Origin of the sequence: Terrabacter carboxydivorans, assembly GCF_039532035.1 — a bacterium.
Classification (GTDB): domain Bacteria; phylum Actinomycetota; class Actinomycetes; order Actinomycetales; family Dermatophilaceae; genus Terrabacter; species Terrabacter carboxydivorans.
Genome location: NZ_BAAARE010000025.1, coordinates 14750 through 40836 on the forward strand (window position 1 = coordinate 14750; position 26087 = coordinate 40836).

The 26087-nt window shown below is 73.9% G+C and carries 20 protein-coding genes and 1 tRNA gene; 8 read left to right on the top strand and 13 right to left on the bottom strand.

Annotated elements, in window-relative coordinates:
- The first annotated feature begins 22 nt into the window (after nucleotides 1-22).
- Nucleotides 23-895, top strand: coding sequence for an LLM class F420-dependent oxidoreductase (locus tag ABD297_RS20590; RefSeq protein ID WP_344256991.1), 873 nt, complete (start codon nucleotides 23-25; stop codon nucleotides 893-895).
- A 46-nt stretch (nucleotides 896-941) separates the two neighbouring features.
- On the opposite strand, the gene ABD297_RS20595 is transcribed toward ABD297_RS20590, so the two are convergent.
- From ABD297_RS20595 to ABD297_RS20610, 4 genes are read right to left on the bottom strand one after another with little or no spacing between them, the layout of a single operon-like run.
- On the bottom strand, nucleotides 942-1919 hold the full coding sequence (locus ABD297_RS20595) for an ABC transporter permease subunit (RefSeq protein WP_344256992.1): 978 nt from the start codon (nucleotides 1917-1919) through the stop codon (nucleotides 942-944).
- Complete coding sequence (locus tag ABD297_RS20600) at nucleotides 1916-4834, bottom strand: alpha/beta fold hydrolase (RefSeq protein WP_344256993.1); 2919 nt, start codon at nucleotides 4832-4834, stop codon at nucleotides 1916-1918. The genes ABD297_RS20595 and ABD297_RS20600 overlap by 4 nt, the downstream gene beginning before the upstream one ends.
- Nucleotides 4835-4885: 51 nt before the next feature.
- Nucleotides 4886-5149, bottom strand: coding sequence for a hypothetical protein (locus ABD297_RS20605; protein ID WP_344256994.1), 264 nt, complete (start codon nucleotides 5147-5149; stop codon nucleotides 4886-4888).
- A gap of 2 nt (nucleotides 5150-5151) precedes the next feature.
- Entirely contained in the window at nucleotides 5152-5550 is a 399-nt protein-coding gene (locus ABD297_RS20610) for an ankyrin repeat domain-containing protein (protein ID WP_344256995.1), read from the bottom strand.
- Nucleotides 5551-5632: 82 nt separating this feature from the next.
- Here ABD297_RS20610 and tpx point away from each other — a divergent pair, with 82 nt between their 5' ends.
- Entirely contained in the window at nucleotides 5633-6127 is a 495-nt protein-coding gene (gene tpx / locus ABD297_RS20615; RefSeq protein WP_344256996.1) for a thiol peroxidase, read from the top strand.
- Here the strand turns inward: tpx and ABD297_RS20620 are convergent.
- Nucleotides 6097-7365: an MFS transporter gene (locus ABD297_RS20620; RefSeq protein ID WP_344256997.1), complete on the bottom strand. Its 1269-nt coding sequence runs from the start codon at nucleotides 7363-7365 to the stop codon at nucleotides 6097-6099. The two genes, tpx and ABD297_RS20620, sit on opposite strands and share 31 nt — an antisense overlap.
- 89 nt (nucleotides 7366-7454) lie before the next feature.
- Here ABD297_RS20620 and ABD297_RS20625 point away from each other — a divergent pair, with 89 nt between their 5' ends.
- Nucleotides 7455-7961 (top strand): MarR family winged helix-turn-helix transcriptional regulator, encoded by a 507-nt coding sequence (locus tag ABD297_RS20625; RefSeq protein ID WP_344256998.1) that lies wholly within the window; start codon nucleotides 7455-7457, stop codon nucleotides 7959-7961.
- A 13-nt stretch (nucleotides 7962-7974) separates the two neighbouring features.
- Here the strand turns inward: ABD297_RS20625 and glpK are convergent, their stop codons facing one another.
- Nucleotides 7975-9501 carry a glycerol kinase GlpK gene (glpK, locus tag ABD297_RS20630; protein ID WP_344256999.1) on the bottom strand — a complete coding sequence of 509 codons (1527 nt, stop codon included), beginning with the start codon at nucleotides 9499-9501 and terminating at the stop codon, nucleotides 7975-7977.
- Nucleotides 9502-9589: 88 nt separating this feature from the next.
- Between glpK and ABD297_RS20635 the strand changes: the two genes are divergently transcribed.
- The 4 genes from ABD297_RS20635 (at nucleotide 9590) to ABD297_RS20650 (ending at nucleotide 14287) form a co-directional block, all read left to right on the top strand.
- Entirely contained in the window at nucleotides 9590-10273 is a 684-nt protein-coding gene (locus ABD297_RS20635; RefSeq protein ID WP_344257000.1) for a hypothetical protein, read from the top strand.
- A 35-nt stretch (nucleotides 10274-10308) separates the two neighbouring features.
- A complete protein-coding gene (locus ABD297_RS20640; protein ID WP_344257001.1) occupies nucleotides 10309-12033 on the top strand; it encodes a glycerol-3-phosphate dehydrogenase/oxidase in 1725 nt (574 codons plus the stop codon).
- A gap of 90 nt (nucleotides 12034-12123) precedes the next feature.
- The gene (locus tag ABD297_RS20645; RefSeq protein ID WP_344257002.1) at nucleotides 12124-13359 is read left to right on the top strand and encodes a hypothetical protein; all 1236 of its coding nucleotides are present in this window, start codon (nucleotides 12124-12126) and stop codon (nucleotides 13357-13359) included.
- A 16-nt stretch (nucleotides 13360-13375) separates the two neighbouring features.
- Nucleotides 13376-14287 carry a carbohydrate kinase family protein gene (locus ABD297_RS20650; RefSeq protein WP_344257003.1) on the top strand — a complete coding sequence of 304 codons (912 nt, stop codon included), beginning with the start codon at nucleotides 13376-13378 and terminating at the stop codon, nucleotides 14285-14287.
- Between the two features lie 70 nt (nucleotides 14288-14357).
- Here the strand turns inward: ABD297_RS20650 and ABD297_RS20655 are convergent, their stop codons facing one another.
- From ABD297_RS20655 to ABD297_RS20685, 7 genes are all read right to left on the bottom strand, one after another.
- Entirely contained in the window at nucleotides 14358-14786 is a 429-nt protein-coding gene (locus ABD297_RS20655) for a VOC family protein (protein WP_344257004.1), read from the bottom strand.
- Between the two features lie 68 nt (nucleotides 14787-14854).
- Nucleotides 14855-15724, bottom strand: a complete 870-nt coding sequence (locus tag ABD297_RS20660) for a DNA-formamidopyrimidine glycosylase family protein (protein ID WP_344257005.1) — start codon at nucleotides 15722-15724, stop codon at nucleotides 14855-14857.
- 320 nt (nucleotides 15725-16044) lie between these two features.
- On the bottom strand, nucleotides 16045-20985 hold the full coding sequence (locus ABD297_RS20665; protein ID WP_344257006.1) for an ATP-dependent helicase: 4941 nt from the start codon (nucleotides 20983-20985) through the stop codon (nucleotides 16045-16047).
- A 141-nt stretch (nucleotides 20986-21126) separates the two neighbouring features.
- Entirely contained in the window at nucleotides 21127-21603 is a 477-nt protein-coding gene (locus ABD297_RS20670) for a universal stress protein (protein ID WP_344257007.1), read from the bottom strand.
- 107 nt (nucleotides 21604-21710) lie between these two features.
- Nucleotides 21711-23531 carry a selenocysteine-specific translation elongation factor gene (gene selB, locus ABD297_RS20675; RefSeq protein WP_344257008.1) on the bottom strand — a complete coding sequence of 607 codons (1821 nt, stop codon included), beginning with the start codon at nucleotides 23529-23531 and terminating at the stop codon, nucleotides 21711-21713.
- A gap of 2 nt (nucleotides 23532-23533) precedes the next feature.
- The gene (gene selA, locus ABD297_RS20680) at nucleotides 23534-24838 is read right to left on the bottom strand and encodes an L-seryl-tRNA(Sec) selenium transferase (protein WP_344257009.1); all 1305 of its coding nucleotides are present in this window, start codon (nucleotides 24836-24838) and stop codon (nucleotides 23534-23536) included.
- A gap of 25 nt (nucleotides 24839-24863) precedes the next feature.
- Nucleotides 24864-24959, bottom strand: a tRNA-Sec gene (locus ABD297_RS20685).
- Between the two features lie 94 nt (nucleotides 24960-25053).
- On the opposite strand from ABD297_RS20685, the gene selD reads away from it, so the two are divergent.
- Nucleotides 25054-26034, top strand: a complete 981-nt coding sequence (gene selD, locus ABD297_RS20690; RefSeq protein ID WP_344257010.1) for a selenide, water dikinase SelD — start codon at nucleotides 25054-25056, stop codon at nucleotides 26032-26034.
- Nucleotides 26035-26087 lie beyond the last annotated feature (53 nt).

A 26087-nucleotide genomic window follows, 5' to 3' on the forward strand; every position in this document is an offset into this window, starting at 1 on the left:
GGGCAGTCGTAGTGTGCAAGGCATGGACCTCGGACTGCACATCGCCAACTTCACCTGGAGCGGCGGCTCCGCCACCTTCGTCGACGACCTCCGCCGCACCGCCAAGACCGCCGAGGACGTCGGCTTCACCAAGATCTCGGTCATGGACCACGTCTGGCAGATCGGGATGATCGGCCCGCCCGAGCACGAGATGCTCGAGGCCTACACGGCGCTCGGCTACCTCGCCGCCGTCACCGAGCGCGTCCAGCTGCTCGCGTGGGTCACCGCCGCCGTCTACCGCGAGCCGGGACTGCTCGCCAAGGAGGTCACCACGCTCGACGTGCTCTCCAGGGGCCGCGCGATGCTCGGCATCGGCGCCGCCTGGAACGAGGAGGAGTCCGTCGGGCTCGGCCTGCCCTTCCCCGGCACCGCCGAGCGCTTCGAGCGCCTCGAGGAGACCCTGCAGATCTGCCTGCAGATGTGGAGCGACGACGACGGGCCGTATGCCGGCAAGCACTACCAGCTCGGCCGCACCCTCAACTCGCCCCAGTCCGTGCAGCGCCCCCACCCGCCGATCCTCATCGGCGGCGGCGGCGAGAAGAAGACGCTGCGGCTCGTGGCGCAGTACGCCCAGGCCTGCAACCTCTTCGACAGCCCCGACCTCGCGCACAAGCTCGACGTGCTCCGCGGGCACTGCGAGACGCTCGGCCGCGACTACGACGAGATCGAGAAGACCGTCATGGGTCCGGTCGACCCGGGGCCCAACGGCGAGAAGGTCGACGCGACGCTCGAGCACCTGCGCGACCTCGCCGGCCTCGGCGTGACGCACGTGCAGCTCGGCGTCGGCGACGGCTCGAGCACCGACGTGCTCGAGCTCATCGGCGAGCGGATCATCCCCGAGGCTGCGAAGTTCTGACGTATGCCGTGTGGCCCGGCCGGGTGCGTCCCGGCCGGGTCGGCGGCTAGCTGAGGATGTCGCTGCGGCGGAAGCGGCGGTAGGCGAGCATCGTGAAGCCGGCCGCCCACACGAGCGCCCACAGCGCGCCGTGCACCATGTCGGTCCAGTCCGGCGACACCGCCAGCGCGTCCTGCCAGGCCCGGGAGTAGTGGCCCGGGAAGGCGTTGCGGTAGGGGTCGAGCGCGTCGAGCTGGTCGAGGATGTTGAACAGGATGTTGACGAGCACGGCGCCGCCGACCGCTGCCAGGGGCGCGTCCGAGCGCGTGCCGATCCAGAAGGCGATGGCGGCGACGGGCAGCAACGTGACGAAGATGTAGGCCATGGCGAGCGCGAGCCGCGGCAGGAACTGGCCCCACGTGAGGTTCTCGCCCAACGGGTTGGTCAGCGGGTCCCAGCCGTAGGCGATGCCGCCGACGAGCAGGCCCCACGCCGGCAGCAGCACGGTCGCGAGCAGGGTCGAGGCGATCCCGATGACGAGCTTGCTCGTGAGCAGGCGGGCCCGCTGCACGGGCGCGACGAGCAGGTAGCGCAGGGACGACCACGACGCCTCGGCGGGCACCGCGTCGCCGCAGAAGAGCGCGGCGAGCAGCACGAGCAGCAGCTCGGAGGCGAGGAAGACGAGCACGAGGCTGAAGTTGGCCGCGCCGCTCTGGGCGAGGTCGAAGATCCGACTCGACGCGCTGCCCCGGCCGCTGTTGCCCGAGCGCTGCCCGAAGGCGAACGACCCGACGAGCACGAGCGGGAGTGCCAGCAGCAGCCCGAAGGCCCAGATGGTGCGCCGCCTCCCCCACTGACGGCGCAGCTCCGAGCGCCACGACAGCGGGTCGCGCACCTGGTGGATCTCGCTGCTCGCGGCCGCCGAGGTCGGCTCGATGACGTCGAGCAGGGCCTCGCCCGGCGTGTGCTCGTGATGCCCTTGCGGCTCCTGCTGCTCGTGCCGGTCGGGCGTCGTCGCGCCCGTGGGTCGGGTGGTCTCGCTCATCGCGCCCTCACCTGCCTCAGTCGCTCGACGAGGGAGGCGCCCTCGTCTCCGGGCTCGGCGCTCGCGCCGGGGGCGGAGGCCGAGGAGATGACCCCGAGGAAGACCTCCTCGAGGTGGCGGCGGCTGCTGACACCGACGACGGGCAGCCCGGCGGTGACGGCGGCCGCGACGACCTCGGCCCGCCCGCGCTCGGCGACGACGACGATGCGGGTCGGGGTGTCGACGCGCACCTCGGTGACGCCGGCGGCCGCCTCGAGGGCGTGCACCCCGGCGCTGACGACGTCGTGGTCGACGTGCTCGGGCAGGTCGAGGATCGTCGTGTCGTCGCTGTCGACGAGCTCGGCGACGGGCCCCTGGGTGATGACCCGTCCGGCGTGCATGACGACGACGTGGGTGCACGTCATCTCGACCTCGGCGAGCAGGTGGCTCGACACGACGACGGTGCGTCCGGTCTCGGCGTAGCGCCGCAGGATCGGGCGCATCGCGGCGATCTGCGGCGGGTCGAGGCCGTTGGTCGGCTCGTCGAGGATGAGCAGCTCGGGCAGGCCGAGCATGGCCTGGGCGATGCCGAGGCGCTGGCGCATGCCCTGGCTGTAGGACTTGACCGGTCGGTCGACGGCCCCACCGAGGGCCGCCACGTCGAGGGCCTCGTCGAAGTGGGCGTCCTCGGCGGCCCGGCCCGTCGCGGACCAGTAGGCCTCGAGGTTCTGCCGGCCCGTCAGGTGCGGCAGGAAGCCGGGGCCCTCGATGAGCGCGCCGACCCGTCCGAGCACCCTCGAGCCGGCGGAGACCGGCTCGCCGAGCACGTGGACGCTGCCGGCGTCGGAGGAGATGAGGCCCATGACCATGCGCATCGTCGTCGTCTTGCCGGCGCCGTTGGGGCCGAGCAGGCCGACGACCTGGCCCTTCTCGGCACGCCAGGTCACGTCGTCGACGGCGCGGTGCCCGTCGGCATACGTCTTGACGAGCCCCTCGACGACGAGCGGGACGTCGGCGAGGTCGGGCCGCGCGGGCAGGTGACGACGTCGGCGACGACGGACGACCCACCCGCCGAGCGCGACGGCCAGCAGGAGCAGCAGCGCCCCCGACGCGAGCAGGGTCTCGGTGTCGACGCCGCCGGCGACGGTGCCGCCCACGGCGGTGCCGGTCGCGACGGGCAGCGTCAGGGCCGAGGCGCCGGAGATCCGGATGGAGCTCGGGGTGCGTGAGTTGGAGTAGGTCGCCTCGGTGCTGGTCAGCAGCACGCGCCACCTGGTGCCGGCCGGCATGTCGTAGGTCGCGCCGGGCAGCGAGATCGTCACCGGCGTCGGCCGGCCCGGCGTCACCGCGAGCCGCACCGGCGCGACGAGCGGGTTGGTCAGCGTCACCGAGCCCCCGGTGACCCGCCACACCGACGCGAAGAGCGTGACGTCGGGGCTGTCGGACGTGACGGTGAGCCGCATCGTGGGAGAGCCGACGACCGTGGCCGCCTCGGTGGACGGCTGGGTGTCGAGCGCGGTCGACTGACCGGGCAGCGCCGCGATCTGGTAGGTCGACAGGCTGATCCCGAGGGCGGCGAGGCCCGGCACCGCGATGAGCGAGGCCGGCTGACCGCCCGGCGGGTGCAGCAGCGCGCCGGAGGTCGTCGCCAGCGGCAGCTCGCGGGTCTGCAGCGGCGCTCCCGACAGGCCGGGGTATGCCGTCAGCGTGTGCAGCGTGGTCGGCTGACCCGGGCGACCGGCAGGGGTGCCGTACGTGAAGGCTGCTGTGGGCAGGGCGGACTCGCTCCTGCTCGCCGACGGCTTGTCGCGCACGTAGTGGTCGAGCCACGTGTAGGAGGCGTCGAGCTCCTCGATCTCGTGGGTGCTGGCGGCGTCGTGGCCGCCGTCGCTCCACCGGACGGCATACGGGGTGCGCCTGGCCGCGAGGGCCGAGGCGTTGGCGTCGGCCTGGTCTAGCCCGAAGAGCGAGTCACCGACGCCCTGGACGAGGAAGGTCGGGGCGGTCACGGCGTTCATCGTCGGCTTGGGGCTGTGCGCCCGGAGGATCGCGGTCAGCTGCGGTGAGGCGGCGCCGGACTCCGACGCCTGGACGAACAGGCGACAGATGGTCGGGTCGAAGCGGCCGCAACGGGCCGCGCCGGCGGCGGCTGCGGACTGGCCCGCGGCGCCCTGACCGCCACCCGCCTGGGACGCGGCCCCGCGGCCGCTGCCGCGCAGGGCGGAGAGGAAGAAGTTCGTCGCCCAGACCTGCTTGAAGGGTCCGGCGACGTCGATCGGGGAGCGGCCGGCCGCCGTGGTCGCCGGCTGCGTGACGGCGGCCTGGGGAAAGAAGGCGTCGGCGAGGTCGTTCCACGTGATCGCCGAGACGACGCCGTCGACGCGACGGTCGGCGCCGGCCAGCATGAGCCCGAGCGCGCCGCCGTAGGAGGCACCCATGACACCGGCCCGGGGGTCACCCGGCGCGTCGAGCTCGACGTCTGACCGCTTGGCGGCGAGGTCGAGCAGCTTCTGGGCGTCGGCGATCTCGTAGGCCGGGTCGTTGAGGTGGATGCGGCCGCCCGACGCACCGTGGCCGCGGGCGCTCCAGGCGATGACGACGTAGCCGCGGTCGTGGAGGTCGGCCGCCTGGCTCGTGACCGAGTCCTTGGTGCCGCCGAAGCCGTGGGCGAGCAGCACGACCGGGTGCCGGCCGCTCGACTGGGGCCAGATCGACACGTCGAGGCTGACGGGAGTGCCGTCGGGCTCCGGGCCGACGGGCACCATGCTCGCCTGGGGCGTCACCGGGTCGGCGGCCGGCAGGGCCGCCGGCTGCTGGGCTGCGGGCTGCTGGGCGGTGGGCCGCTGGGCGGCGAGCGCCGAGGGCGACGGGGCGACCGTCAGCGCCAGGCTCGACCCGACGACGAGCGCGGCGAGGAAGGAGGCCCGGACCGACATGCCCACATCACACCACGGGGTCGGCGCCGGACCGTCACCGCGTGTCCAGCCTCAGTCGCGCGGGAGCCGCTTCTCCAGGAGGTAGGCCACGGCGATGCAGACGACGAGCAGCATGCCCGGGGGCAGGTAGCGCGCTGCCCCCTCGAGCCTCAGCCACTCGTAGGGCGCCACGGTGAAGTCGAAGAGCGACAGGTCGAGCAGGTAGCGCACGATCGGCAGCACGCCGAAGAGGAGGCCGACGACGCCGACGAGGTTGATGACGAAGCGGGTGCGGGCTCCGGTGTCGTCCGGCTGGGGCCGCTGGGGCTGGGCCACGGTCACTCCTGCCCGTCGACGAGGTGCTGCTGCCCGAAGAGCCGGGCCGTCTCGCGAGCCGTCGGGGAGCCCGCGTCGAGGTCGGCGCCGGCAGCGACCAGGGCGCGGACGACCTCGTCCTCGCCCTTGAACATCGCCCCCGCGACGGGCGACTGGTCGCGGTCGTTGCGGCGGTCGACGTCGGCGCCGCGGGCCACGAGCGTCGAGACCGTGTCGAGGTGGCCGTGGTAGGCGGCGAGCATGAGCAGCGTGTTGCCGGCCGGGTCCGGCAGGTCGACGGGGTAGCCGTGGTCGAGGAACTCCACGAGGTCGGCGGTGCGCCCGTCACGGGCCAGGTCCATGGCGACCGCGACGATCTGCTCCTGCTCCTGCTGCCGCGTGCTCGGCGGTGACTCGCTCATGGTTCCAACCTACGGGTCGTCGGCCTCGCTGCCGGAGGGCCGGCGGGAACAGGCCGGCGGCCGGGCCGTGTTAGATACGTCCATGGCCACCACCACTCTCGGAGACACCACCGTCCACACCATCGGCGAGCTGCCGGCCGTGGGCTCCCCCGCCCCGGCATACACGCTGACCGGCACCAACCTGCGCGACGACGTGACGCTGCCCGAGGGCAAGCGCGTGGTCCTCAACATCTTCCCCAGCGTCGACACCGGCGTCTGCGCCTCGAGCGTGCGCCGCTTCAACGAGCTCGCTGCCGGTCTCGACAACGCGACCGTCGTCTGCGTGTCGGCCGACCTGCCGTTCGCCCTGAACCGCTTCTGCGGCGCCGAGGGCATCGAGAACGTCGTGGCGGCGTCGTCGTTCCGGTCCGGCTTCGGCTACGACTACGGCGTACGCATGGAGGACGGCGGCTTCGCCGGGCTGCTGGCCCGCGCCGTCGTCGTCGTCGGCACCGACGGCACCGTCATGCACACCGAGCTCGTCCCGGCCATCGGCCAGGAGCCCGACTACGACGCCGCGATCGCCGCACTGGCCTGACCGACGCCCTCGTCCGTGGCGTCCGAGCGGGGGCGGCCGCCACGGACGAAGCCCCGGACGCCGCGCACGAGGAGCGGCGCGCAGCCGGCGAGCAGCATCCAGGCCGCGATGCCCGTCATGAGGTCGGCCGTGGGAACGCGCTCGCTCAACGGGCCGGCGAGGACGTTGCCGACCGGCAGCGCGAGGAACGAGATGAGCACGTCCCACGAGGCCACCCGGGCCAGCCGGTCACGGGGCACGCCCTGCTGGACGGCGGTCTGCCAGCCGACGTCGAAGTAGAGCAGCCCCGCTTGGGCGACGAGACCCAGGGCCATGACGGCCCAGAGCCCGCCGGGCCACGCGAAGGCCAGGGGGAAGAGCGGGAAGAGGGCGAGCGAGACGAACGCCCACAGCAGCATCCGACGTGGCTGCACCCGCATGGCGATCAGGCCTCCGACGAGACCGCCGACGCCGAGCGAGGCGGTGACGAGGCCGAGCGCATGGGCGCCGCCGAGGTCACGCACGACCGTCACCTCGACGAGGACGATGAACGCGCCGCTGGCGACGTGGAACAGCGCCGCTGACACCAGGCCCGTCCAGAGCCAGTCGCGGCTGCGGATCTCGGCCAGACCCTCCCGGACCTCGGCGACCATCGGGCGGCGGCTCGCCCCGGGCGCCGACCGGGCCTGCAGCCGGGCGACGCAGACCGCCGACCACGCGAAGGTCAGGGCGTTGACGGCGAAGCCCGGCACGGAGCCGAACGCGGCGACGACGACTCCAGCCAGGACCGGTCCCGCCATCTGCGCGCTCGACTGGAGGAAGCTGATCGCGGCGTTGGCCGACTGAAGACCCTCCTCCGGCACGATGAGCGGCCGGAGCGACACGAACGCGGGGAAGAAGAAGGCCCCGGCACCGGCTGCTACCGCGGCGAGGCCGGCGAGGACCGCCACGGGCGGGTCACCGACGACCGCGAAGGCGACTGCCGTCGCACCGACGGAGGTCGCCCGGACGAGGTCGGCGACGACCATGATGCGGTGCGGCGTGACCCGGTCGGCCCAGACGCCACCGACGAGGCTGCACAGCAGGCGGGCGACGACGCCGCTCGCGAGGATCACGCCGAGCTCTCCCGCTCCCCCGCCCGAGAGGACCACGGCCACCGAGAGGGCGACCGGGTTGAAGGCGTCGCCGACCCACGAGAGCCCCTGCCCGACCAGCAGGAGCCGGACGTCACGGATGCCCACGAGCGCACGGAAGGTCATGCGTCGAGATTAGTTAGACGTCTGACTATCTGTCAACGAATAGTCAGAGGCAGGACTCAAGGCACCCCAACCTCTGCGAGACTGGACCCATGGCGAGAGCGCGGCAGGACTCGGTCGACCGGCACGTCGCGCGCTGGAGCGGCCTCCTCGAGGACATGGACCCCGAGGTCGAGGGAGCCGTGACCCGCATGCAGGCGATCACCAAGCGGCTCAAGGCCGGCGACCACGCCAGCTATGCGGGCACCGACGACACGATCGAGGACTACCACACGCTCCACGCCCTGATGATCCAGCCGTATCCCGAGGAGGCGACCCCGGCGCAGCTCGCCGACGCGTGCGGCGTCACCCGGGCGGCGATGACGTCCCGCCTGGACCGGCTCGTCCAGCGTGGCCACGCCACCCGTGAGGTCGATCCGGTGGACCGTCGTCGCATCCTCATCCGCCCCACCAGCTCCGGAAGAGCCATGTGGGAGAAGGGGATCGAGGCAGGGATGGCGCGTGAGCAGGCAGCCTTCTCGAGTCTCACAGCCAAGGAGCTCGTGACGCTCAACGGCCTGCTGCGCAAGGTCGTGCTGCACCTCGAGGGTGACGACTGAGCGACCGACCGGCTCAGGGCGTGTCTTCGTCGACCCAGTCGAGGGTGCGCTGCACGGCCTTCTTCCACGTGCGGAAGAGTCGCTCGCGCTCCTTCTCGTCGAGCTGCGGCGACCAGCGACGGTCCTCGCCCCAGTTCTCCCGGATCTCGTCGGTGCTGCGCCAGTAGCCCACGGCCAGCCCCGCGGCATACGCGGCTCCCAGGGCGGTGGTCTCGGCCACGACGGGACGCACGACGTCGACCCCGAGCAGGTCGGCCTGGAACTGCATCAGGGTCTCGTTGACCACCATGCCGCCGTCGACCCGGAGCTCCGTGAGCGGCACCCCCGAGTCGGCGTTCATCGCCTCGAGCACCTCACGCGTCTGGAAGGCCGTGGCCTCCAAGGCCGCTCGCGCGATGTGACCCTTGTTGACGAAGCGCGTCAGCCCGACCAGCGCGCCACGCGCGTCCGGGCGCCAGTGCGGCGCGAACAGCCCGGAGAAGGCCGGGACGAAGTAGGCGCCCCCGTTGTCCTCCACCGAGGCCGCCAGCGTCTCGACCTCCTTGGCGTCCGTGATGAGCCCGAGGTTGTCGCGCAGCCACTGCACGAGCGAGCCCGTCACCGCGATCGAGCCCTCGAGGGCGTAGACCGGCTTGGCGTCACCGAGCTGGTAGCAGACCGTCGTCAGCAGCCCGTGCGTCGAGGCGACGATCTCCTCGCCGGTGTTGAGCAGCATGAAGTTGCCCGTGCCGTAGGTGTTCTTGGCCGTGCCGACATCGAGGCAGGCCTGCCCGAAGGTCGCCGCCTGCTGGTCGCCGAGGATGCCGGCCACCGGCACGTCGATGAGGATGCCGGGCTTGCACGTGCCGTAGACCTCGGACGACGACCGGATCTCGGGGAGCATCGCGAGCGGGACGCCGACCGCCTCGGCAGCCGCGGCGTCCCACTGCAGCGTCCGCAGGTCCATCAGCAGGGTCCGGGAGGCGTTGGTGACGTCGGTGACGTGGATGCCGCCGTCGTCCGCCCCGCCCGTGAGGTTCCACAGCAGCCACGTGTCGATCGTGCCGAAGAGCAGCTCCCCCGCCTCGGCCCGCGCCCGGGCGCCGTCGACGTGGTCGAGGATCCAGCGCGCCTTCGGCCCGGCGAAGTAGGTCGCGAGCGGCAGCCCGGTCACTGCCTTGAAGCGGTCGGTCCCGCCGTCACGCGCCAGCTCGTCGCAGATCGCCTGGGTGCGGGTGTCCTGCCAGACGATGGCGTTGTGGATCGGCCGGCCCGTCGCGCGGTCCCACACGACGGTCGTCTCGCGCTGGTTGGTGATGCCGACAGCGGCGACGTGGGTGGCGTTGAGGTTGGCCTTGCCGAGGGCGCCGCCGACGACGAGGCGGGTGTTCTCCCAGATCTCCATGGCGTCGTGCTCGACCCAGCCGGCGCGCGGGAAGATCTGGCGATGCTCCTGCTGGTCGACGGCCACGACACGGCCCCTGCGGTCGAAGACCATGGCCCGGGTGCTCGTGGTGCCCTGGTCGATCGAGACGACATGGCTTCGCTGCTCCGTCGGCATGAGCAGACCGTACCGTCGCGGCCGTCGGCCGTCACGGGGTCGCGCGGGCCGTGCCGAGCGTGGTCGCGCCGGTGACTAGCCTTGCGCGGTGACCATCGAAGGGCTGAAGGCAGAGCTGGCCTCGAGGCGTGGGTTCGCCGCCCGGGTCGTGCCGCCGCGAGGGCTGCGCAACTTCGGCGGGGGCATCCTCTTCGTGCTCGTGCTCGTCGCCGTGGCGGTGCTCTTCCAGCGGGACCGGGCCACCATGTGGCCGGGCCTCGTCGCCTGGGCGCTGGTCGGTCTGGCCCTCATCGCGGTGGGACTGCTCCACGAGCGGGTGCGCCTGCGATGGATCCACGCCGCCTACCTCGAGCGGGGCTGGGTCACCGCGCAGGTGCCCAGCGGTCTCGTCCGCGAGTCCGGCGACTCCACGAGCTGGCTGCGGCGCGACACCGCGATCACCTCCGGGGAGCCGGACGAGCACGTCGACACCGTCGTGCTCGTCGGCGCCCCCGGAGTCACGCCCGAGAGCCTCCGGAGCGCCGCGGCGACGGTCCGCGAGCGGCTCGTGCCCCTGTCGAAGGACGACGAGCGGGAGCTGGGCCACCGGCTCCAGACGACCGTGCTCTACCGCGACGAGGACGCCGCACGACTCCTCCCGGTCCCCCGGGACATCCGCCTGACCATGCAGACGGGGAGCTCGGACTTCGTCGTGGCGGTCGCGCCCCGGGAAGGGTCCCGGCGGCGGCGCACCCGGTACTACGGCATACGGGGTGCGGGCGCCGCTCGATAGAGTGGCCTCCTCGGCAGCGACGTGAAGGGAAACCGATGACGAGCGCAGTGCGGCTGGACACGGAGTACCGGGCGCAGGCGTGGAAGCGCCTCGCCGCCAAGCACTTCGACGTGCTCGTCATCGGAGGCGGGGTGACCGGCGGCGGTGTCGCGCTCGACGCGGCGACCCGGGGCCTGTCGACGGCCCTCGTCGAGCAGCGCGACTTCGGCTCGGGCACGTCGTCGCGGTCGTCCAAGCTCTTCCACGGCGGCCTGCGCTACCTCGAGCAGATGAACTTCGACCTCGTGCGCGAGGCGCTCAAGGAGCGCGAGCTCATGCTGAGCCGCATCGCCCCGCACCTCGTCAAGCCGGTCTCCTTCCTCTACCCGCTGACCAACCGCGGCTGGGAGCGCCCCTACGTCACCGCCGGCCTGACGCTCTACGACTCGATGGGCGGCGCCCGCTCCGTCCCGCGGCACAAGCAGCTGACCCGCACCGGCGCCCTCAAGCTCGCCCCGGCCCTGCGGCGCGACGCCCTCACCGGCGGCCTGCTCTACTACGACGCCCAGGCCGACGACGCACGGCACACGCTGACCACGGTGCGCACCGCCGCGGCCTACGGCGCCACCGTCGTGGCCTCGGCACGTGTCGTGGACCTGCTCCGTGCCGGCGAGCGCGTGGTGGGCGCGGTCGTCGAGGACGTCGAGACCGGCGAGCGCACCGAGGTGCGCGCGTCCGCCGTCATCAACTGCACCGGCGTGTGGACCGACGACATCCAGACGATGGCCGGCGGCCGCGGACGCTTCCACGTGCGCGCGTCCAAGGGCGTGCACATCGTCGTCGCCCGCGACCGCATCAACTCCGAGACCGGCCTCATCCTGCGCACCGAGAAGTCCGTGCTCTTCGTCATCCCGTGGGGCACGCACTGGATCGTCGGCACGACCGACACCGACTGGGAGCTCGACCTCGCGCACCCGGCGGCGACCCGCGCCGACATCGACTACATCCTCGAGCACATCAACACCGTGCTCAAGGTGCCGCTGACACACGACGACATCCAGGGCGTCTACGCCGGCCTGCGCCCGCTGCTCTCCGGCGAGAGCGAGGACACGAGCCAGCTCTCGCGCGAGCACGCCGTGGCGCGCCCGCAGCCGGGGCTCATCTCCATCGCGGGAGGCAAGTACACGACCTACCGGGTCATGGCGGCCGACGCCGTCGACGCCGCCCGCGAGGACGTCGGCGGCGACGTCTCCGACAGCGTCACCGAGTTCATCCCGCTCTCGGGTGCCGAGGGCTACGTCGCCCTCGTCAACCAGATCGACCGGCTCGCCCGCCACCAGGGGCTGCCCGTCTGGCGCATCACCCACCTGCTCGAGCGCTACGGCTCGCTCGTCCACGAGCTCTTCGCCCTCGCCGAGGACGACCGTTCCCTCTACGAGCCGCTGCCCGGCGCCGAGGAGTACCTCAAGGTCGAGGCGTTGTATGCCGCGACGCACGAGGGAGCGCTCCACCTGGACGACGTGCTCGCCCGCCGCACCCGCATCTCCATCGAGACGCCGAGCCGAGGGGTGGAGAGCGCCCGCGCCGTCGCCGAGATCGTCGCGCCTGTGCTGGGCTGGGACGCCGAGCGCCTCGAGGCCGAGGTCGCGGGCTACACCGCCCGCGTCGAGGCAGAGCTGGAGTCGCAGAAGGAGCTCGCCGACTCCGAGGCCAACGCCGAGCGCCTGAGCGCGCCCGACGCGCGACGCATCCCCGTGAGCCGCGCTCCCGAGGGCGCCTGAGCCTTGGCCCCCGCGCCTTCGCGCGAGGTGGCGCGGGGGCCAAGGCTCGACAACGAGCCCAACGACGACAGGGCTTCCTAGACTGACGGGATGAGGACCCGACGCGGCGTGCCCGCCATCGCAGCCGCGCTGACGGCGGTCGCACTGCTGGCTGCCGGGTGCGGCACGCCGAACCAGGCGGCCCAGGCGCGGCTCGACGGGCACTCGACCGGACACGCGGGCGACCACACGCCCGGGCCGACGTCGGCCGCGGGCTCCACGGGCGGCACCGCTCACGCGCCCACGCCGACGACTCCGGCCGCGCCCGTCGCCCTGCGCCGCGGTGAGACGATGCGCACCGTCACGTCACCGGTCGCCTACACGCCCAAGGCCCCGACGACCGGCACCGACGACTACCGCTGCTTCGTGCTCGACCCGAAGCTCGCCCGGGACTCGTTCGTCACCGGCTTCGACATCGCTCCGGGGCAGCCCGCCGAGGTGCACCACGTCATCCTCTTCCGGGTGCCCCCGTCGGCTGCCGCGTCCGCCCGCGCGAGGGATGCCCAGACCGGCGGCAACGGCTGGACCTGCTTCGGCGGCACCGGGCTCGGCTCGCGCGGCGCCAGCCTCGACGACGCACCGTGGGTGGGTGCCTGGGCCCCCGGGGGCCGCGAGAACGTCCTGCCTTCCGACGTCGGCATCCCCCTGCAGCGCGGCTCCCTGCTCATCATGCAGGTGCACTACAACCTCCGGCACGGCACGACACCCGACCGCACGTCGGTGAAGCTGCGCCTGTCGTCCTCGACCGAGCTGAAGCCGCTGGAGACCATGCTCTACCCGGCGCCCGTCGAGCTGCCCTGTCGCCCAGGCAAGTCCGGCCCGCTCTGCGACCGCTCCGCAGCCGTCGCCGACGTCACCGCACGCTTCGGGCCCATGTCGGCGCCGATCGTCAACGGCCTGCTGCTCGTGTGCAACGGCACGGTCATCCCGACGCCCGGGCCGACCCAGTCGTGCACCCGACGGGTCGACTCCGCCGCGACCATCCGGGCCGTCGCCGGCCACATGCACCTGCTGGGCTCGTCGCTGAAGATCGAGCTCGACCCCGGCACGGCCAAGGCGCGGACGCTGCTCGACATCAAGGTATGGGACTTCGACAACCAGGGCTCCGTGCCGATCCCGGCCACGCAGATCGGCCCGGGAGACTCCATCAAGGTCAGCTGCACCCACGACCAGGCGTGGCGCGACAAGCTGCCCGACCTCAAGGGCCTGCCCGAGCGCTACGTCGTGTGGGGCGAGGGGACGACCGACGAGATGTGCCTGGGGCTGCTCAGCGTCACCCGTCCCTGATGTGCAGAATGAGCCGGTGACATCACCGACCACTGACGTCCTCGTCGTCGGCGGCGCCGGCGTCGACACCATCGTGCGTGTCGAGGACCTGCCCGTGCCCTTCGCCGACTCGCACGTCGTCCCGCCGATCGACACCGTCGTGGGCCACACGGGCAGCGGAGTCGCGCTCGGCTGCCACCGGCTCGGCCTCGCCACCCGGTTCGTCGACGTCATCGGCGACGACCACGAGGGCCGCATGCTGCTCGACCGTTTCGAGGCGGAGGGACTGCCGTTCGACCACGTGGTCCACCCCAGCGGGACGCGGCGCGCGGTCAACCTCGTCGACGCGACCGGCCGGCGGATGTCGTTCTACGACCCGCGTCACCCCTACGACCTCGCGCCGGACCCCGCCCTGTGGCGCGGCCCGCTCGAGCAGGCACGCCATGTGCACGCCTCGATCATGCCGTGGACCGTGGGCGCGCTCGAGGACGCGACGACCGCCGGCGTCACCACCTCTACCGACCTGCACGACTGGGACGGGCACAACCCGCACCACCGCCCCTTCGCGTATGCCGCGGACCTCGTCTTCGTCTCCGGCTCCCGGCTCTCGGGGATCGAGGGCGAGGTCGTGGCCGACGTGATCGACCGTGGCCGCGCCCGGCTCGTGGTCGTCATGGACGGGGCGCGGGGCAGCCGGGTGACCGTGCGCGAGGGCGGCTCGTTCGCCGTGCCCGCGATCGACATCCCGGGCCGACCCGCCGTCGACTCGAACGGTGCCGGCGATGCCTACGTCTCGGCGTTCCTGCACTCCTGGCTTGCCGGCGGCGACGCCCGTGCCGCGGCGACGAACGGGGCTGTCGCCGGCGCCTGGGCGTGCGGCACCGCCGGCACGCACTCGAGCCTCATCGGGCCGGACGAGCTCGCTCGCCAGCTGGCCGCCCGGCCGTGACCGCCTGACGGATCCGGCACCCGGGTGCGTCACCAGCCGTGTCACCCAGGCGTGTCATGCAGCAGGGGCGTCATCCGGCGGGTGCGTCGCCCGACTGCTGCCCGGAGATGTTGACGAGCCAGCCCACCCCGAACTTGTCGTTGACCATGCCGAACTCGTCGCCCCACATCTGCTTCTCGAGCGGCATGGTCACGGTGCCGCCCTCGGCGAGGCCATCCCAGAAGCGGCGCAGCTCGTCGCCGTCGTCACCGCTGAGGCTCACCGTGATGCGCGAGCCGTCCTCGTAGGGCATCCCCTCCGGGGTGTCGGAGGCCATGATGGTGTAGCCGCTCGGGGTCTCGAGCTGCGCGTGCATGACGTTGTCGGCGCCCGGGCCGGGCTGGCCGAACTCGCCGAAGGTCGACACGGTGAGCTCGCCACCGAAAACCGACTGGTAGAACTCCATCGCCGCTCGGGCGCTGTCCTTGAAACCGATGTAGGGGTTGAGGCGGGACGCCATGGCTGTGCTCCTCTCGGTGGGGTGGGTCCCCACCACCGTAGGACCGCCTCCTGGCAGGCACAGGCGTTTCAGTACGAGCGGCGCGAGCGGGCCGCGCCGCGGTTGGAGCCCAGCGGCGCCTGGGGCCGGCCGTCGTCCGTGGGTCCCAGCCCGCCCTGGCAGCCCGGGCAGTAGAACATCGTGCGCTCGCGCGTGGGCTCGCCGATCATGGCGACCCGGACCGTCGTGCCGCAGCGACGACAGGGGCGTCCGCTGCGGGCGTGGACGTAGTGCGCCTCGTCGAGCCGGTAGCTGCCGGTGCCCGACTGGACCGCGTGCCGCCGGCCGTTGTCGATGAGGCGGTGGGCGCGGGCGACGACGCGCTCGACCGTGTCACGGCCGAGCTCGTCGGCCGGCGACCACGGGGGCACCTTCTCGAGGAAGAGCGCCTCGGCGCACCACATGGTCCCGATCCCGGCGAGGTTGCGCTGGTCGAGCAGCGCCTGTCCGACCGGCACGTGGCCGGCCGCGACGTTGTCGACCGCTCGCGCGAGGTCCCAGTCCGGACCGAGGACGTCGGGGCCGAGGTGCCCCACGACGTCGGACTCGCGCGCCGTCGGCACGAGGTCGAGCATGCCGAGCCGCAGCCCGAGGGCCGTCCAGTCCGGCGCGGCTAGGAGGGCGCGCAGCTGCGGGTTGCGTCGCCAGCGCGCGGCGAGCCCCGGAGTGGCCTCGACCCGCCACTGCCCCTCCATGCGCAGGTGCGAGTGCAGCGTCAGGCCACCCTCGACCCGGTGGAGCACGTGCTTGCCGCGACTCACGACCTCGAGCGTGGTCCGGCCGGTGAGGTCGGCGGTCGAGATCTCGGGCCAGCGCAGGTCGGACTCGATGATCTCGCGCCCGGCGAGCGCCTCGTTGAGGCGGGTGGCCGTGCGCCACACGGTGTCTCCCTCGGGCACGCCACCCTCCCTCGTCTCGGCTCCGTCGCTCTGGTTCGTACCCCGCGCGACGTCGGCGCCACTCAGCCTAGACACCGCGGAGGTCGCACCTTGGCGACGGTCGCACCGCCGCGACGGTCGCCCGCTCCATGGCAGCAGGGCCGTGTCCGAGCGGTCCTGCCCGCAGCCCAGAGAGATGCCGACCCCGCCACGACGCTCCTCGGCCGCGACGACGAGCCCGCCACCGACGCTCGACCGCAGACCGCGGCAGCGTCGCCGGCCTGACCCGTCGCGGCCGAGGTGCCCACCGACTCGTGGGCGACGGGCCATGCGGTGGGTCGTCAGCGGCGCAGGCGCAGGCCCCGCGGGGTCATGTGGAAGCCGGCGTTGGACAGCGCCTGCACGAGCGGGTGGTCCGAGCCGAGCACCGAGGCACCGTCGGCCTTCTCGACGGTGAGCCTGCCGAGGGCCCCCTCGCGGACGGCGAGCGCCAGGGCGTCTGCTGCGGCCTGGAGGGGCTCGGGGTCGTCGGACCAGCAGAGCATCGTCTTGCCGCCACGCTCGACGTAGAGCACCAGCTCGCCGTCGACGAGGACGACGAGGGCCCCTGCCTTGCGGCCGGGCTGGTGGCCCTTGCGCCGCGAGGACCTGGGGGCGGCCTCGTCGGCCTCGCTCTTGGCCGCCGGCTCGTCGGCGGCGGCATCGGTGAGACCTCGCTCGGGCCAGCCGATCGCGGCGCCGTAGGGGTTGGCGGGGTCGCTGGCGGCGAGCACGAGCGCCGGAGGACCGGTGCGCTCGCGACCACGCTGCCCGTCGCGCCCACCACCGCGCTGCCCATGGCGACCCGGCCCTCCGGGCCCGGCGGAGGAGGGCGCGAGCCACTCTTCGCCCTCGGCGGCGTCGACCCGTCCGCCTCCTCCGGACTCGTCTCCGCCGGGCAGGCGTGACATCGACCGCAGCCGGTCGACGGCGCCGGTCGACGCGAACTGCGAGGCTCCGAGGCCCTCGACGAAGTAGCCACGGCGGACCTTGCCGGCCTCCTCTGCGGCTGCCAGGACGCGGTAGACCGCGGCGAAGCCACCGGGCACGTCCTCCGTGACGACGGACCCGCGGGTCAGCACGCCGTAGCGGTCGAGGAGCAGCTCGGCGTTGGTGACGGCGCGCACCGTCGGGTCGGTCTCGGCGGGCGGGAGCGCGGTCCAGCGCCCGACCCCGGTCGAGGGACCGGACCCGACGGCCCGTCCGGCCGCGATCGCCTTGCCGGTGGCGGCCTCCTCGGCCGCCTCGACCTGGGCCGGGCTCGTGCCCGCGAGAGGGCCGCGCAGGGAGCCGAAGCGGCCCAGCGAACCGCGCCGGCCGGCATACCTCGTCGAGCGGGGACCGCTCGTGGTGCGCTTGTGCGCGGTGCGGCCGCCGGCGAGCAGCGCCCGCAGCGGCGCGATGGTGTCGTTGGTGATGCGGCCCGACCAGATCAGCGACCACAGGGCGTCGTTGAGCTCGCTGTCGCCGAGGCCGACCCGGGTGGAGAGGGCGCGGAAGAAGTAGGCGCCGCCGCCCTCGAGCGCGTCGAGCACGGCCTGCTCGTCGTCGGTCAGCTCCACGACCTCGGGCGGGGTCAGCGTCAGGTGCGCGGCGTCGGCGAGGTGCAGGCTGACCCAGCCGTCGTCGCCGGGCAGCGACCCGTGGCCGCGCCAGACCACCTCGCCCGAGCTCATGACCTCGTCGAGCAGAGCGGGGCGGTAGTCGGCGACGCGCGCGGGCAGGACGAGCGACTCGAGTGCGCTCGCCGGCACCTCGGCGCCGGTCAGCTGCTCGACGGCGCGGAGCAGGCCCTCGCGTCCGCGCAGCCCGCCTCCGACGCCCTGCCACTGCGGCAGGAAGCGCGCGAGGTCGGACTGGTCGACGGGCTCGACCTCGTGGCGCAGCGCGGCGAGCGAGCGCCGACGCAGCAGTCGCAGCACCTCGGCGTCGCAGAACTCGGGACCGTGGCCGCCGCCGTTCTCGGTGGGCAGCAGCTCGCCCTCGACGACGCGACCGGACGAAACGAGCCGGCGCAGGGCGTCGTGGACGACGGCCGGGCCGACGCCCCACCACGCGGCGACGGTCTGCACCGCGAACGGACCGTGGGTGCGGGCGAAGCGCGCGACGAGGTCGGCGAGCGGGTCGGGCACCGGGTCGAGGAAGGCCTGCGGCACCCCGACGGGCAACGAGGTGCCGAGCGCGTCGCGCAGCCGGGCGGCGTCCTCGATGGCGGCCCAACGGTCCTCGCCGCCGACGCGCACGGCGATGACCCGGCGGGCGGCCTCGAGCTCGGCCAGCGCGGCCTCGACGGCCGCCGGCTCGAAACCCTCGGCTGAGCGGGCCACGACGTCACGCACCGACAGTGGGCCGAGCACGCGCAGCAGGTCGGCGACGTCCTCGGCGTCGCGGGCACCGCGCTCGGGCGTCAGCCGCTGGAGCTCGGCCTCGGTGCGGGCCACGGCCTCGGGGTCGAGCAGGTCGCGCAGCGCGAGCGCCTCGCCCTGGCCGAGCAGCTCGGACAGCAGCGACGGGTCGAGCGCGAGGGCAGCCGCCCGTCGCTCGGCGAGCGGCGAGTCGCCCTCGTAGAGGTACTGCGCGACGTAGCCGAAGACGAGCGACTTGGCGAAGGGGCTCGGCTGGCTCGACTCGACGTCGACGACCTTGACGGCGCGCGAGCGGATGTCGCCCATCAGCTCGACGAGGCCCGGCACGTCGAAGACGTCCTGGACGCACTCGCGCACGGCCTCGAGGACGATCGGGAAAGAGGGGTACTGGCTGGCGACCTCGAGCAGCTGCGCGGCGCGCTGGCGCTGCTGCCAGAGCGGCTGGCGCTTGTCGGGCCGGCGGCGCGGCAGCAGCAGGGCCCGGGCCGCGCACTCCCTGAACCGCGCCGCGAACAGGGCGGATCCGCCGATCTCCTGCGTGACGAGCTCGCTCACCTCCTCGGGCTCGAGGGTGACGAGCTCGACGAGCTGCTGGCCGATGGCCGCGCCGTCCTCGAACTCGAGGTCGGGCAGCCGGAAGACGATGCCGTCGTCGCCGTGCATGGCCTGGACGTCGATGCCGAACCGCTCGCGCATGCGGGCCGCGACGCAGAGCGCCCACGGCGCGTGCACCTGGCCGCCGAAGGGCGAGAGCACCGCCACGCGCCAGTCACCGATCTCGTCGCGGAAGCGTTCGACGACGATGGTGCGGTCGTCGGGGACGTGCCGGGTCGCCTCCTTCTGCTCGGTGAGGTAGCCGATGAGGTTGTCGGCCGCCCACTCGTCGAGGCCGGCCGCGGTGACGCGCGCTCGGGCCCGCTCGGGGGTCAGGCCGACGATCTCGCGGACGAAGCCACCGAGGGCGCGGCCGAGCTCGGCGGGGCGCCCCTGCTGGTCGCCCTTCCAGAACGGCAGCTTGCCCGCCTGCCCCGGCGCCGGGGTGACGAGCACGCGGTCGTGGGTGATGTCCTCGATGCGCCACGTCGACGTGCCGAGGGTGAAGACGTCACCGACGCGCGACTCGTAGACCATCTCCTCGTCGAGCTCGCCGACCCGGCGGCCGGGCCCCTCGCCGGAGGCGAGGAACACGGCATACAACCCCCGGTCGGGGATGGTGCCGCCGCTCGTCACGGCGAGGCGCTGGGCACCGCGACGCCCGGAGAGCGTGTCGGTGACGCGGTCCCAGACGATGCGGGGGCGCAGCTCGGCGAACTCGTCGGACGGGTAGCGGCCCGCGAGCATGTCGAGGGTGGCCTCGAGGACCGACCGCGGCAGCGAGGCGAAGCTCGCCGACCGGTGCACGAGGGCCTCGACGTCGGCGACCGACCAGTCGTCCATGGCGCACATCGCGACGACCTGCTGCGCGAGCACGTCGACGGGGTTGGCGGGGATGCGGAGCGACTCGATCGCCCCGGCGCGCATGCGCTCGACGACGACCGCCGTCTGCACGAGGTCGCCGCGGAACTTGGGGAAGAGCACGCCCTGGCTGACCGCCCCGACCTGGTGGCCGGCGCGGCCGACGCGCTGGAGGCCGCTCGCGACCGACGGCGGGCTCTCGACCTGGATGACGAGGTCGACGGCGCCCATGTCGATGCCGAGCTCGAGGCTGCTCGTCGCGACGACGGCGGGCAGCCGCCCCGCCTTGAGGTCCTCCTCGATGGTGGCGCGGTGCTCCTTGCTGACCGAGCCGTGGTGGGCGCGGGCCAGCACCGCGGGGGCGCCCCGCGAGGCTCCAGCCTGGGCCATCACCTGCGCGGGCGGCTGGGTCGAGAGGGCCGCGAGGCTCGGGACCGGCAGGCCCTCCTCCTCGGCGAGCCGCTCCTCCCAGATCTCGTTGAGCCGCGAGGTCAGCCGCTCGGCGAGCCGACGCGAGTTGGCGAAGACGAGGGTCGAGCGGTGGTCGGCGATGAGATCGACGATGCGCTCCTCGACGTGCGGCCAGATGCTCGCCTGCGGCGCCTGCCCCGCGGCGGGCCCCGACAGGTCGGGCACCCCCGGCGAGATCTCCGCAGGCGAGCTGCCGAGCTCGCCCATGTCGGGCACGGGCACGACGACGTCGAGGTCCCACTGCTTGGTCGACTCGGGCTGCACGATCTCGACCGGGCGACCGCCGGCGAGGTAGCGCGCGACCTCCTCGACCGGGCGCACCGTCGCCGACAGCCCGACGCGCTGGGCGGGCTTGGGCAGCAGGGCGTCGAGCCGCTCGAGGCTGAGCGCGAGGTGCGCGCCGCGCTTGGTGCCGGCGACGGCGTGGACCTCGTCGAGGATGACGGTCTCGACGCCCTTGAGCGCCTCGCGCACCGACGAGGTGAGCATGAGGAAGAGCGACTCGGGCGTCGTGATGAGGATGTCGGTGGGCGTGCGGGCGAAGGCGCGGCGCTCGTTGGCCGGGGTGTCACCCGACCGGACGCTGACGGTGATGTCGGGCGGCGCCAGCTCGAGCCGGGCGGCGGCGTGGCCGATGCCGACGAGCGGGGCCCGGAGGTTGCGCTCGACGTCGACCGCGAGCGCCTTCATCGGCGAGATGTAGAGCACGCGGCACCGCTCGAGCCGCTCCTCGGGCACCGGCTCGCTCGCCATCCGGTCGATGGCCCACAAGAAGGCAGACAGCGTCTTGCCCGAGCCGGTGGGGGCGACGACGACGGTGTGGTGACCCGAGCTGATGGCGTCCCACGCGCCTGCCTGGGCGGTCGTGGGCGCGCTGAAGCTGCCCCGGAACCAGGCCGCCGTCGCCGGGGAGAAGCGATCGAGCACGTCGGACTGCTTGCCCTTTGCCATCGGGGCCAGCCTGCCACCCCGCACCGACATCACCCACCGGCGCCACCGGCGCGCCACCGGCGCCACCGGCGCGCCACCGGCGCCACCGGCGCGCCACCGGCGCCACCGGAGGGCGAGCCCTCGGTCCGCCTCGGTCCCGGCTCAGTCCCGGTCGTGGAAGACGAGCACCGGGCAGTGCGCGTGCTCCGAGCACGCCGAGCTGACGGAGCCCAGCAGGAGCCCCGCGAAGCCCCCGTGCCCGCGGCTGCCCACGACGAGCAGCGACGCCCCGCGACTCGCCTCGATGAGCGCCGTGCGCGCGGGTCCGTGCACGACGACCGGCTCGAGCCCCTCGGGACGGTCGCCGCCGAACACCTCGTCGAGCGTCTCCCTCAGCACGGTGTCGGCGTCGACGTCGGGGCGCCAGCTGACGTCCACCGGGGCGTTGAAGACCTGGGGGTACTCCCAGGCGGTGACGGCCTGGATCCGGCTCCCGTCGGCGGCGGACAGGCGGGCCGCCCAGCGCAGCGCCTGCTTCGAGGACTCGGACCCGTCGACCCCCACGACGATGCGTCCCGGCGCCGGGGCGTGGGTTACGTCCTGCTTCGTCTCGCCCTGCTGCGCCGTGCCCTCGGTCATCGTCCGCGTCCTCTCGTCTCCCTCCAGCGTCGTGGGCCGGGAGGCGACCGGGAAGGGCCGTTGGTCCCCTGCGCGCCACGGCATACGGGCTTGTATGCCGTGTGGGCTCAGCGCCTCACCTCGCGGTGCGAGCCGTCGACGCGGCGAGTCCACCCCCGCCGGTCGAGGTGCTCGAGCAGCGGGATGACGATCCGGCGCGTGCTGTCGAGGGCCTGCCGGGCGTCGCTCGTCGTGAACGGCTGCGGCAGCGCGGCCAGCTCGCGCATCGCGAGCGCCGGGGCGTTGGGCAGCAGGACCACGTCGCCGGGAAGGCGCAGGATCCGGCCGGTCCCCTCTGCGGCCGCCAGCTCACGCGGCCCGAGCCCGGCGGCGTCGAGCTCGTGCTGCTCCGGGGCCGTGAACGGGTGCTGCCGCAGGCGCTCCTCGATCCTGCTCAGACCGGCCTCGGCCGCGGTCGACAGGACGGCCGCGCGTCCCGGGAGTCCGACGCGACCGTCACGGACCTCGAGCCCGGCGGTCGCGGCGAGGTCCGTGACGAGCGCACGGTCGGGCACGCCGGCCGCGGCCCGCGCCGCCTCGAGGGCGAGCACCGGGTCGATCGGGGCGGAGTCGGCCCGCGCCTGGACCGCCGTGCGGAGCCGGACCGCCGCAGCGGCCCAGGCGTCGTCGTCGACGAGCCAGGCACCCCGTCTCGCGACGGTCGCGGCCGGTCGCGCGCCGGCCGGCACGACGATCCCGAGGGCCTCGGCCTCGGCCTGACGCATGCACCCGCGGCGTGCGACCTCCCGACCGAGGTCGGGCGCGCCCTCCAACGCTCGGACGACCTCGGCACGCCGGGCGGCCGAGCCGCGGCGTTCGAGCACCGGTGGGTCGGCGTCGACGACGACGGCACCCACGACCCGACGCGAGCCGGGGTCGCGCAGCAGGACGCGGTCGCCGGCGACGACGGGCAGCGCCGACGGCAGCGCGAGCCGGACGGCCCCCGGCCCGAGCGGGCGCACGCGGGCCTCGACGGCGAGCGTGCCGAGGTGGAGCATGACGTGCGACGGCAGCGCGTCGGGACCTGCAGCACCCGCGCCGAGGCCCTCGTCGCCGACGGTGCCGACGATCCGCGCGTCGAGCGTCGTCGTCACGCGCCAGGCCCGGGTGGTCAGCAGGACGTCGCCCCGCGCCACGTCGTCGACGCCGACCCCGCGCAGGTTGACCGCGACGCGCGCGACGGCCGTCACGTCGTCGCGGGCGCGACCGAGGCTCTGCAGGCCGCGGACGGCGACCGACTGCGACGTGCCGTCGGTGCGGTGCACGACGAGCTCGTCGCCGACGCGGACCGTCCCGGCGCCGAGCGTGCCCGTTACGACGGTGCCGCTGCCACGCACCGAGAACGAGCGGTCGACCCAGAGGCGCAGCCGGGCATCGGGATCGGGAGCAGGCAGGGAGGCGACGAGGTCGTCGAGGGCGGTGCGCAGGTCGTCGAGACCCTGACCGGTGCGCGCCGAGACGGCCAGCGCCACACTGCCGGCGAGGCTGGTGCGGGAGACGTGGTCGAGCGCCTCGGCCATGGCGGGTCCGGGGTCGGCGAGGTCGCTGCGCGTCACGACGACGAGCCCGCGCGAGATGCCCAGCGCGTCGACGGCCGCGAGGTGCTCGGCCGACTGGGGGCGCCATCCCTCGTCGGCGGCGACGACGAGCACGACCGCCGGGGCCGGCCCCAGCCCGGCGAGCATGTTGCCGATGAAGCGCTGGTGTCCGGGAACGTCGACGAACGCGACGTCGGCGCCCGACGCGAGGGACGTCCACGCATACCCGAGGTCGATCGTCATCCCCCGGCGACGCTCCTCGGCCCACCGGTCAGGCTCGATCCCGGTCAGGGCCCGCACCAGCGTGGACTTGCCGTGGTCGACGTGACCGGCCGTCGCGATGACGTGCACGGTCAGTCGCCGCTCGGCAGGTCGGCGCCGCGGGCCGCGAGGACGGCCCGCTCGACGTCGACGTCGCGCCCCGGGGGGACGCAGCGCAGGTCGACGAGGCAGCGGCCGCGCTCGACGCGGGCGACGACGCCGGGCTCGCCCTGCCTGAGTCGCTCGGCACACTCCTCCGGCAGCGCGACGGCCCAGCCGGGCAGCGGCAGCCCCGGGGCACCGCCACCGCCGACGCGTCCCTCGACCGCGACGACCTCGCCGCCCACCGCGGCGGCCAGGCGTTCGGTGCGGGCCCGCAACCGGTCGAGGTCCACGTGGAGGTAGTCGGTGACCGGCGGCACGGGTCCGCGCAGGGTCGCCTCCAGGGCCGCGAGGGTCAGCTTGTCGACGCGCAGCGCGCGGGCGAGCGGATGACGTCGCAGCCGCTCGACCGTGGCGCCCTCGCCGAGGACCAGACCGGCCTGCGGACCACCGAGCAGCTTGTCGCCGCTCGCCGTGACGACGGTGGCGCCGTCGGTGAGCGCCGTCGTCGCGTCAGGCTCGTCCGGGAGCACGGGGTCGGGACGCAGCAGCCCGCTGCCGATGTCGACGACGAGCGGCGCGCCGAGGCTCGCCAGCTCCCGGACCGACGCGGCGCTCGTGAAGCCCTCGACGCGGAAGTTGCTCGGGTGCACCTTGAGGATGCAGCCGGTGTCGGGGCCGAGCGCGTCGGCGTAGTCGGCGAGCCGGGTGCGGTTCGTCGTGCCCACCTCGCGCAGGCGAGCCCCGGTGGAGGCGATGAGGTCGGGCAGGCGGAAGCCGTCCCCGATCTCGACCATCTCGCCCCGGCTGACGAGGACCTCACGGCTGGCCGCCAGCGCCGTCGTGGCGAGCACGAGCGCCGCAGCGCCGTTGTTGACGACCAGCGCGTCCCCCGCCGCGGGCACGGCCGCGCGGAGCGCCTCGAGCGTCCCCCGCCCACGCCGGGCCCTGGCCCCCGTGGCGGTGTCGTACTCCACGTCGACGTATGCCGCCGCCGCCACGACCGCGTCGACGGCAGCGTCCGAGAGGGGCGCCCGCCCGATGTTGGTGTGCACGACGACACCCGTGGCGTTGAGCAACGGCCGGAGGGACGTGCTCCGCGCCGGCAGGGCCGCCCGCGCAGCGGTGACGACGTCATCCGGTGCGATCTCGCCGCTGCGGGCCCGCGACTGCGCCGAGCGCACCGCCGCCTTGACCGTCGCGACGCCGTGACGCGCCGCGGCGGCGACGAGGTCGGGGTGGGCCATCAGGACGTCGGTGCGAGGCACCGCCCGCCGCGGATCCGACTGCGCCACACCGAGGTCCTCTCTCACACGGGCTTGGCGGAGGTGGACGGGAATCGAACCCGCCAGGCCGAGATACTCGGCCTCACCGGTGTTGAAGACCGGGGGGACCACCAGGTGCCCAGACACCTCCACGGCCCACCGTACCCACCGCGCGCCCGCGGGTCGCAGGGGGCCCGAGGGGGCGGACGGCATAGGCCCGGGGTGGGTGGGGTAAGACTGCTGGCGTGGACACGGTGCGACTGACCCAGTACGCGCACGGCGGCGGCTGTGCGTGCAAGATCCCTCCCGGCGAGCTCGAGGAGATGGTGCGCGGCCTCACGGGGATCGCCGACGCCGATCTGCTCGTCGGCCTCGACGACGGCGACGACGCGGCGGCCGTCATGGTCGCCGACGGGCTCGCCGTGCTCGCGACGGCCGACTTCTTCACCCCGGTCGTCGACGACGCCTACGACTGGGGCCGCATCGCGGCCGCGAACGCGCTCTCCGACATCTATGCCATGGGCGGGCGTCCGGTGCTCGCCGTCAACCTGCTCGGCTGGCCTCGTGACGTCCTGCCGCCCGAGCTGGCCGCGGAGGTCCTGCGCGGGGGTCTCGACGTCGCCCGCCTCGCCGGCTGCCCGGTCGCCGGCGGCCACAGCATCGACGATCCCGAGCCGAAGTACGGCATGGCCGTGACCGGTGTCGCCGACCCGAACCGCCTGCTGCGCAACGACTCTGCCGCGGCTGGTCTGCCGCTCAGCCTGACCAAGCCACTGGGGGTCGGCATCCTCAACAACCGGCACAAGGCGACCGGCGAGGTCTTCCCCGAGGCCGTCGCGTCGATGGTCGCCCTCAACGACGTCGCGAGCCGGGACGCCGTCGCGCGCGACATCCGGGCCGCCACCGACGTCACGGGCTTCGGGCTGCTCGGGCACCTCTACAAGATGGCCCGCGCCTCGGGCGTCACCGCCGTCGTCGACGCGGCTGCGGTCCCCTACCTCGACGGGGCACGCGCGTCGCTGGCGGCCGGTTTCGTGCCCGGCGGCAGCCAGCGCAACCTCGACTGGGTCAGCCCGCACCTGGCCGCCACCGTCGACCACGACGAGCTGCTGCTGCTCGCCGACGCCCAGACGAGCGGTGGCCTGCTCGTCGCCGGCGAGGTGCCCGGTGGCACGGTCATCGGTGAGCTCGTCCCCCGGGGCGAGCACATCATGCAGGTGCGCTGACCGGCTCCCCCGGACCCACGGCATACGGCATACGGCATACGGCGACGGGACGG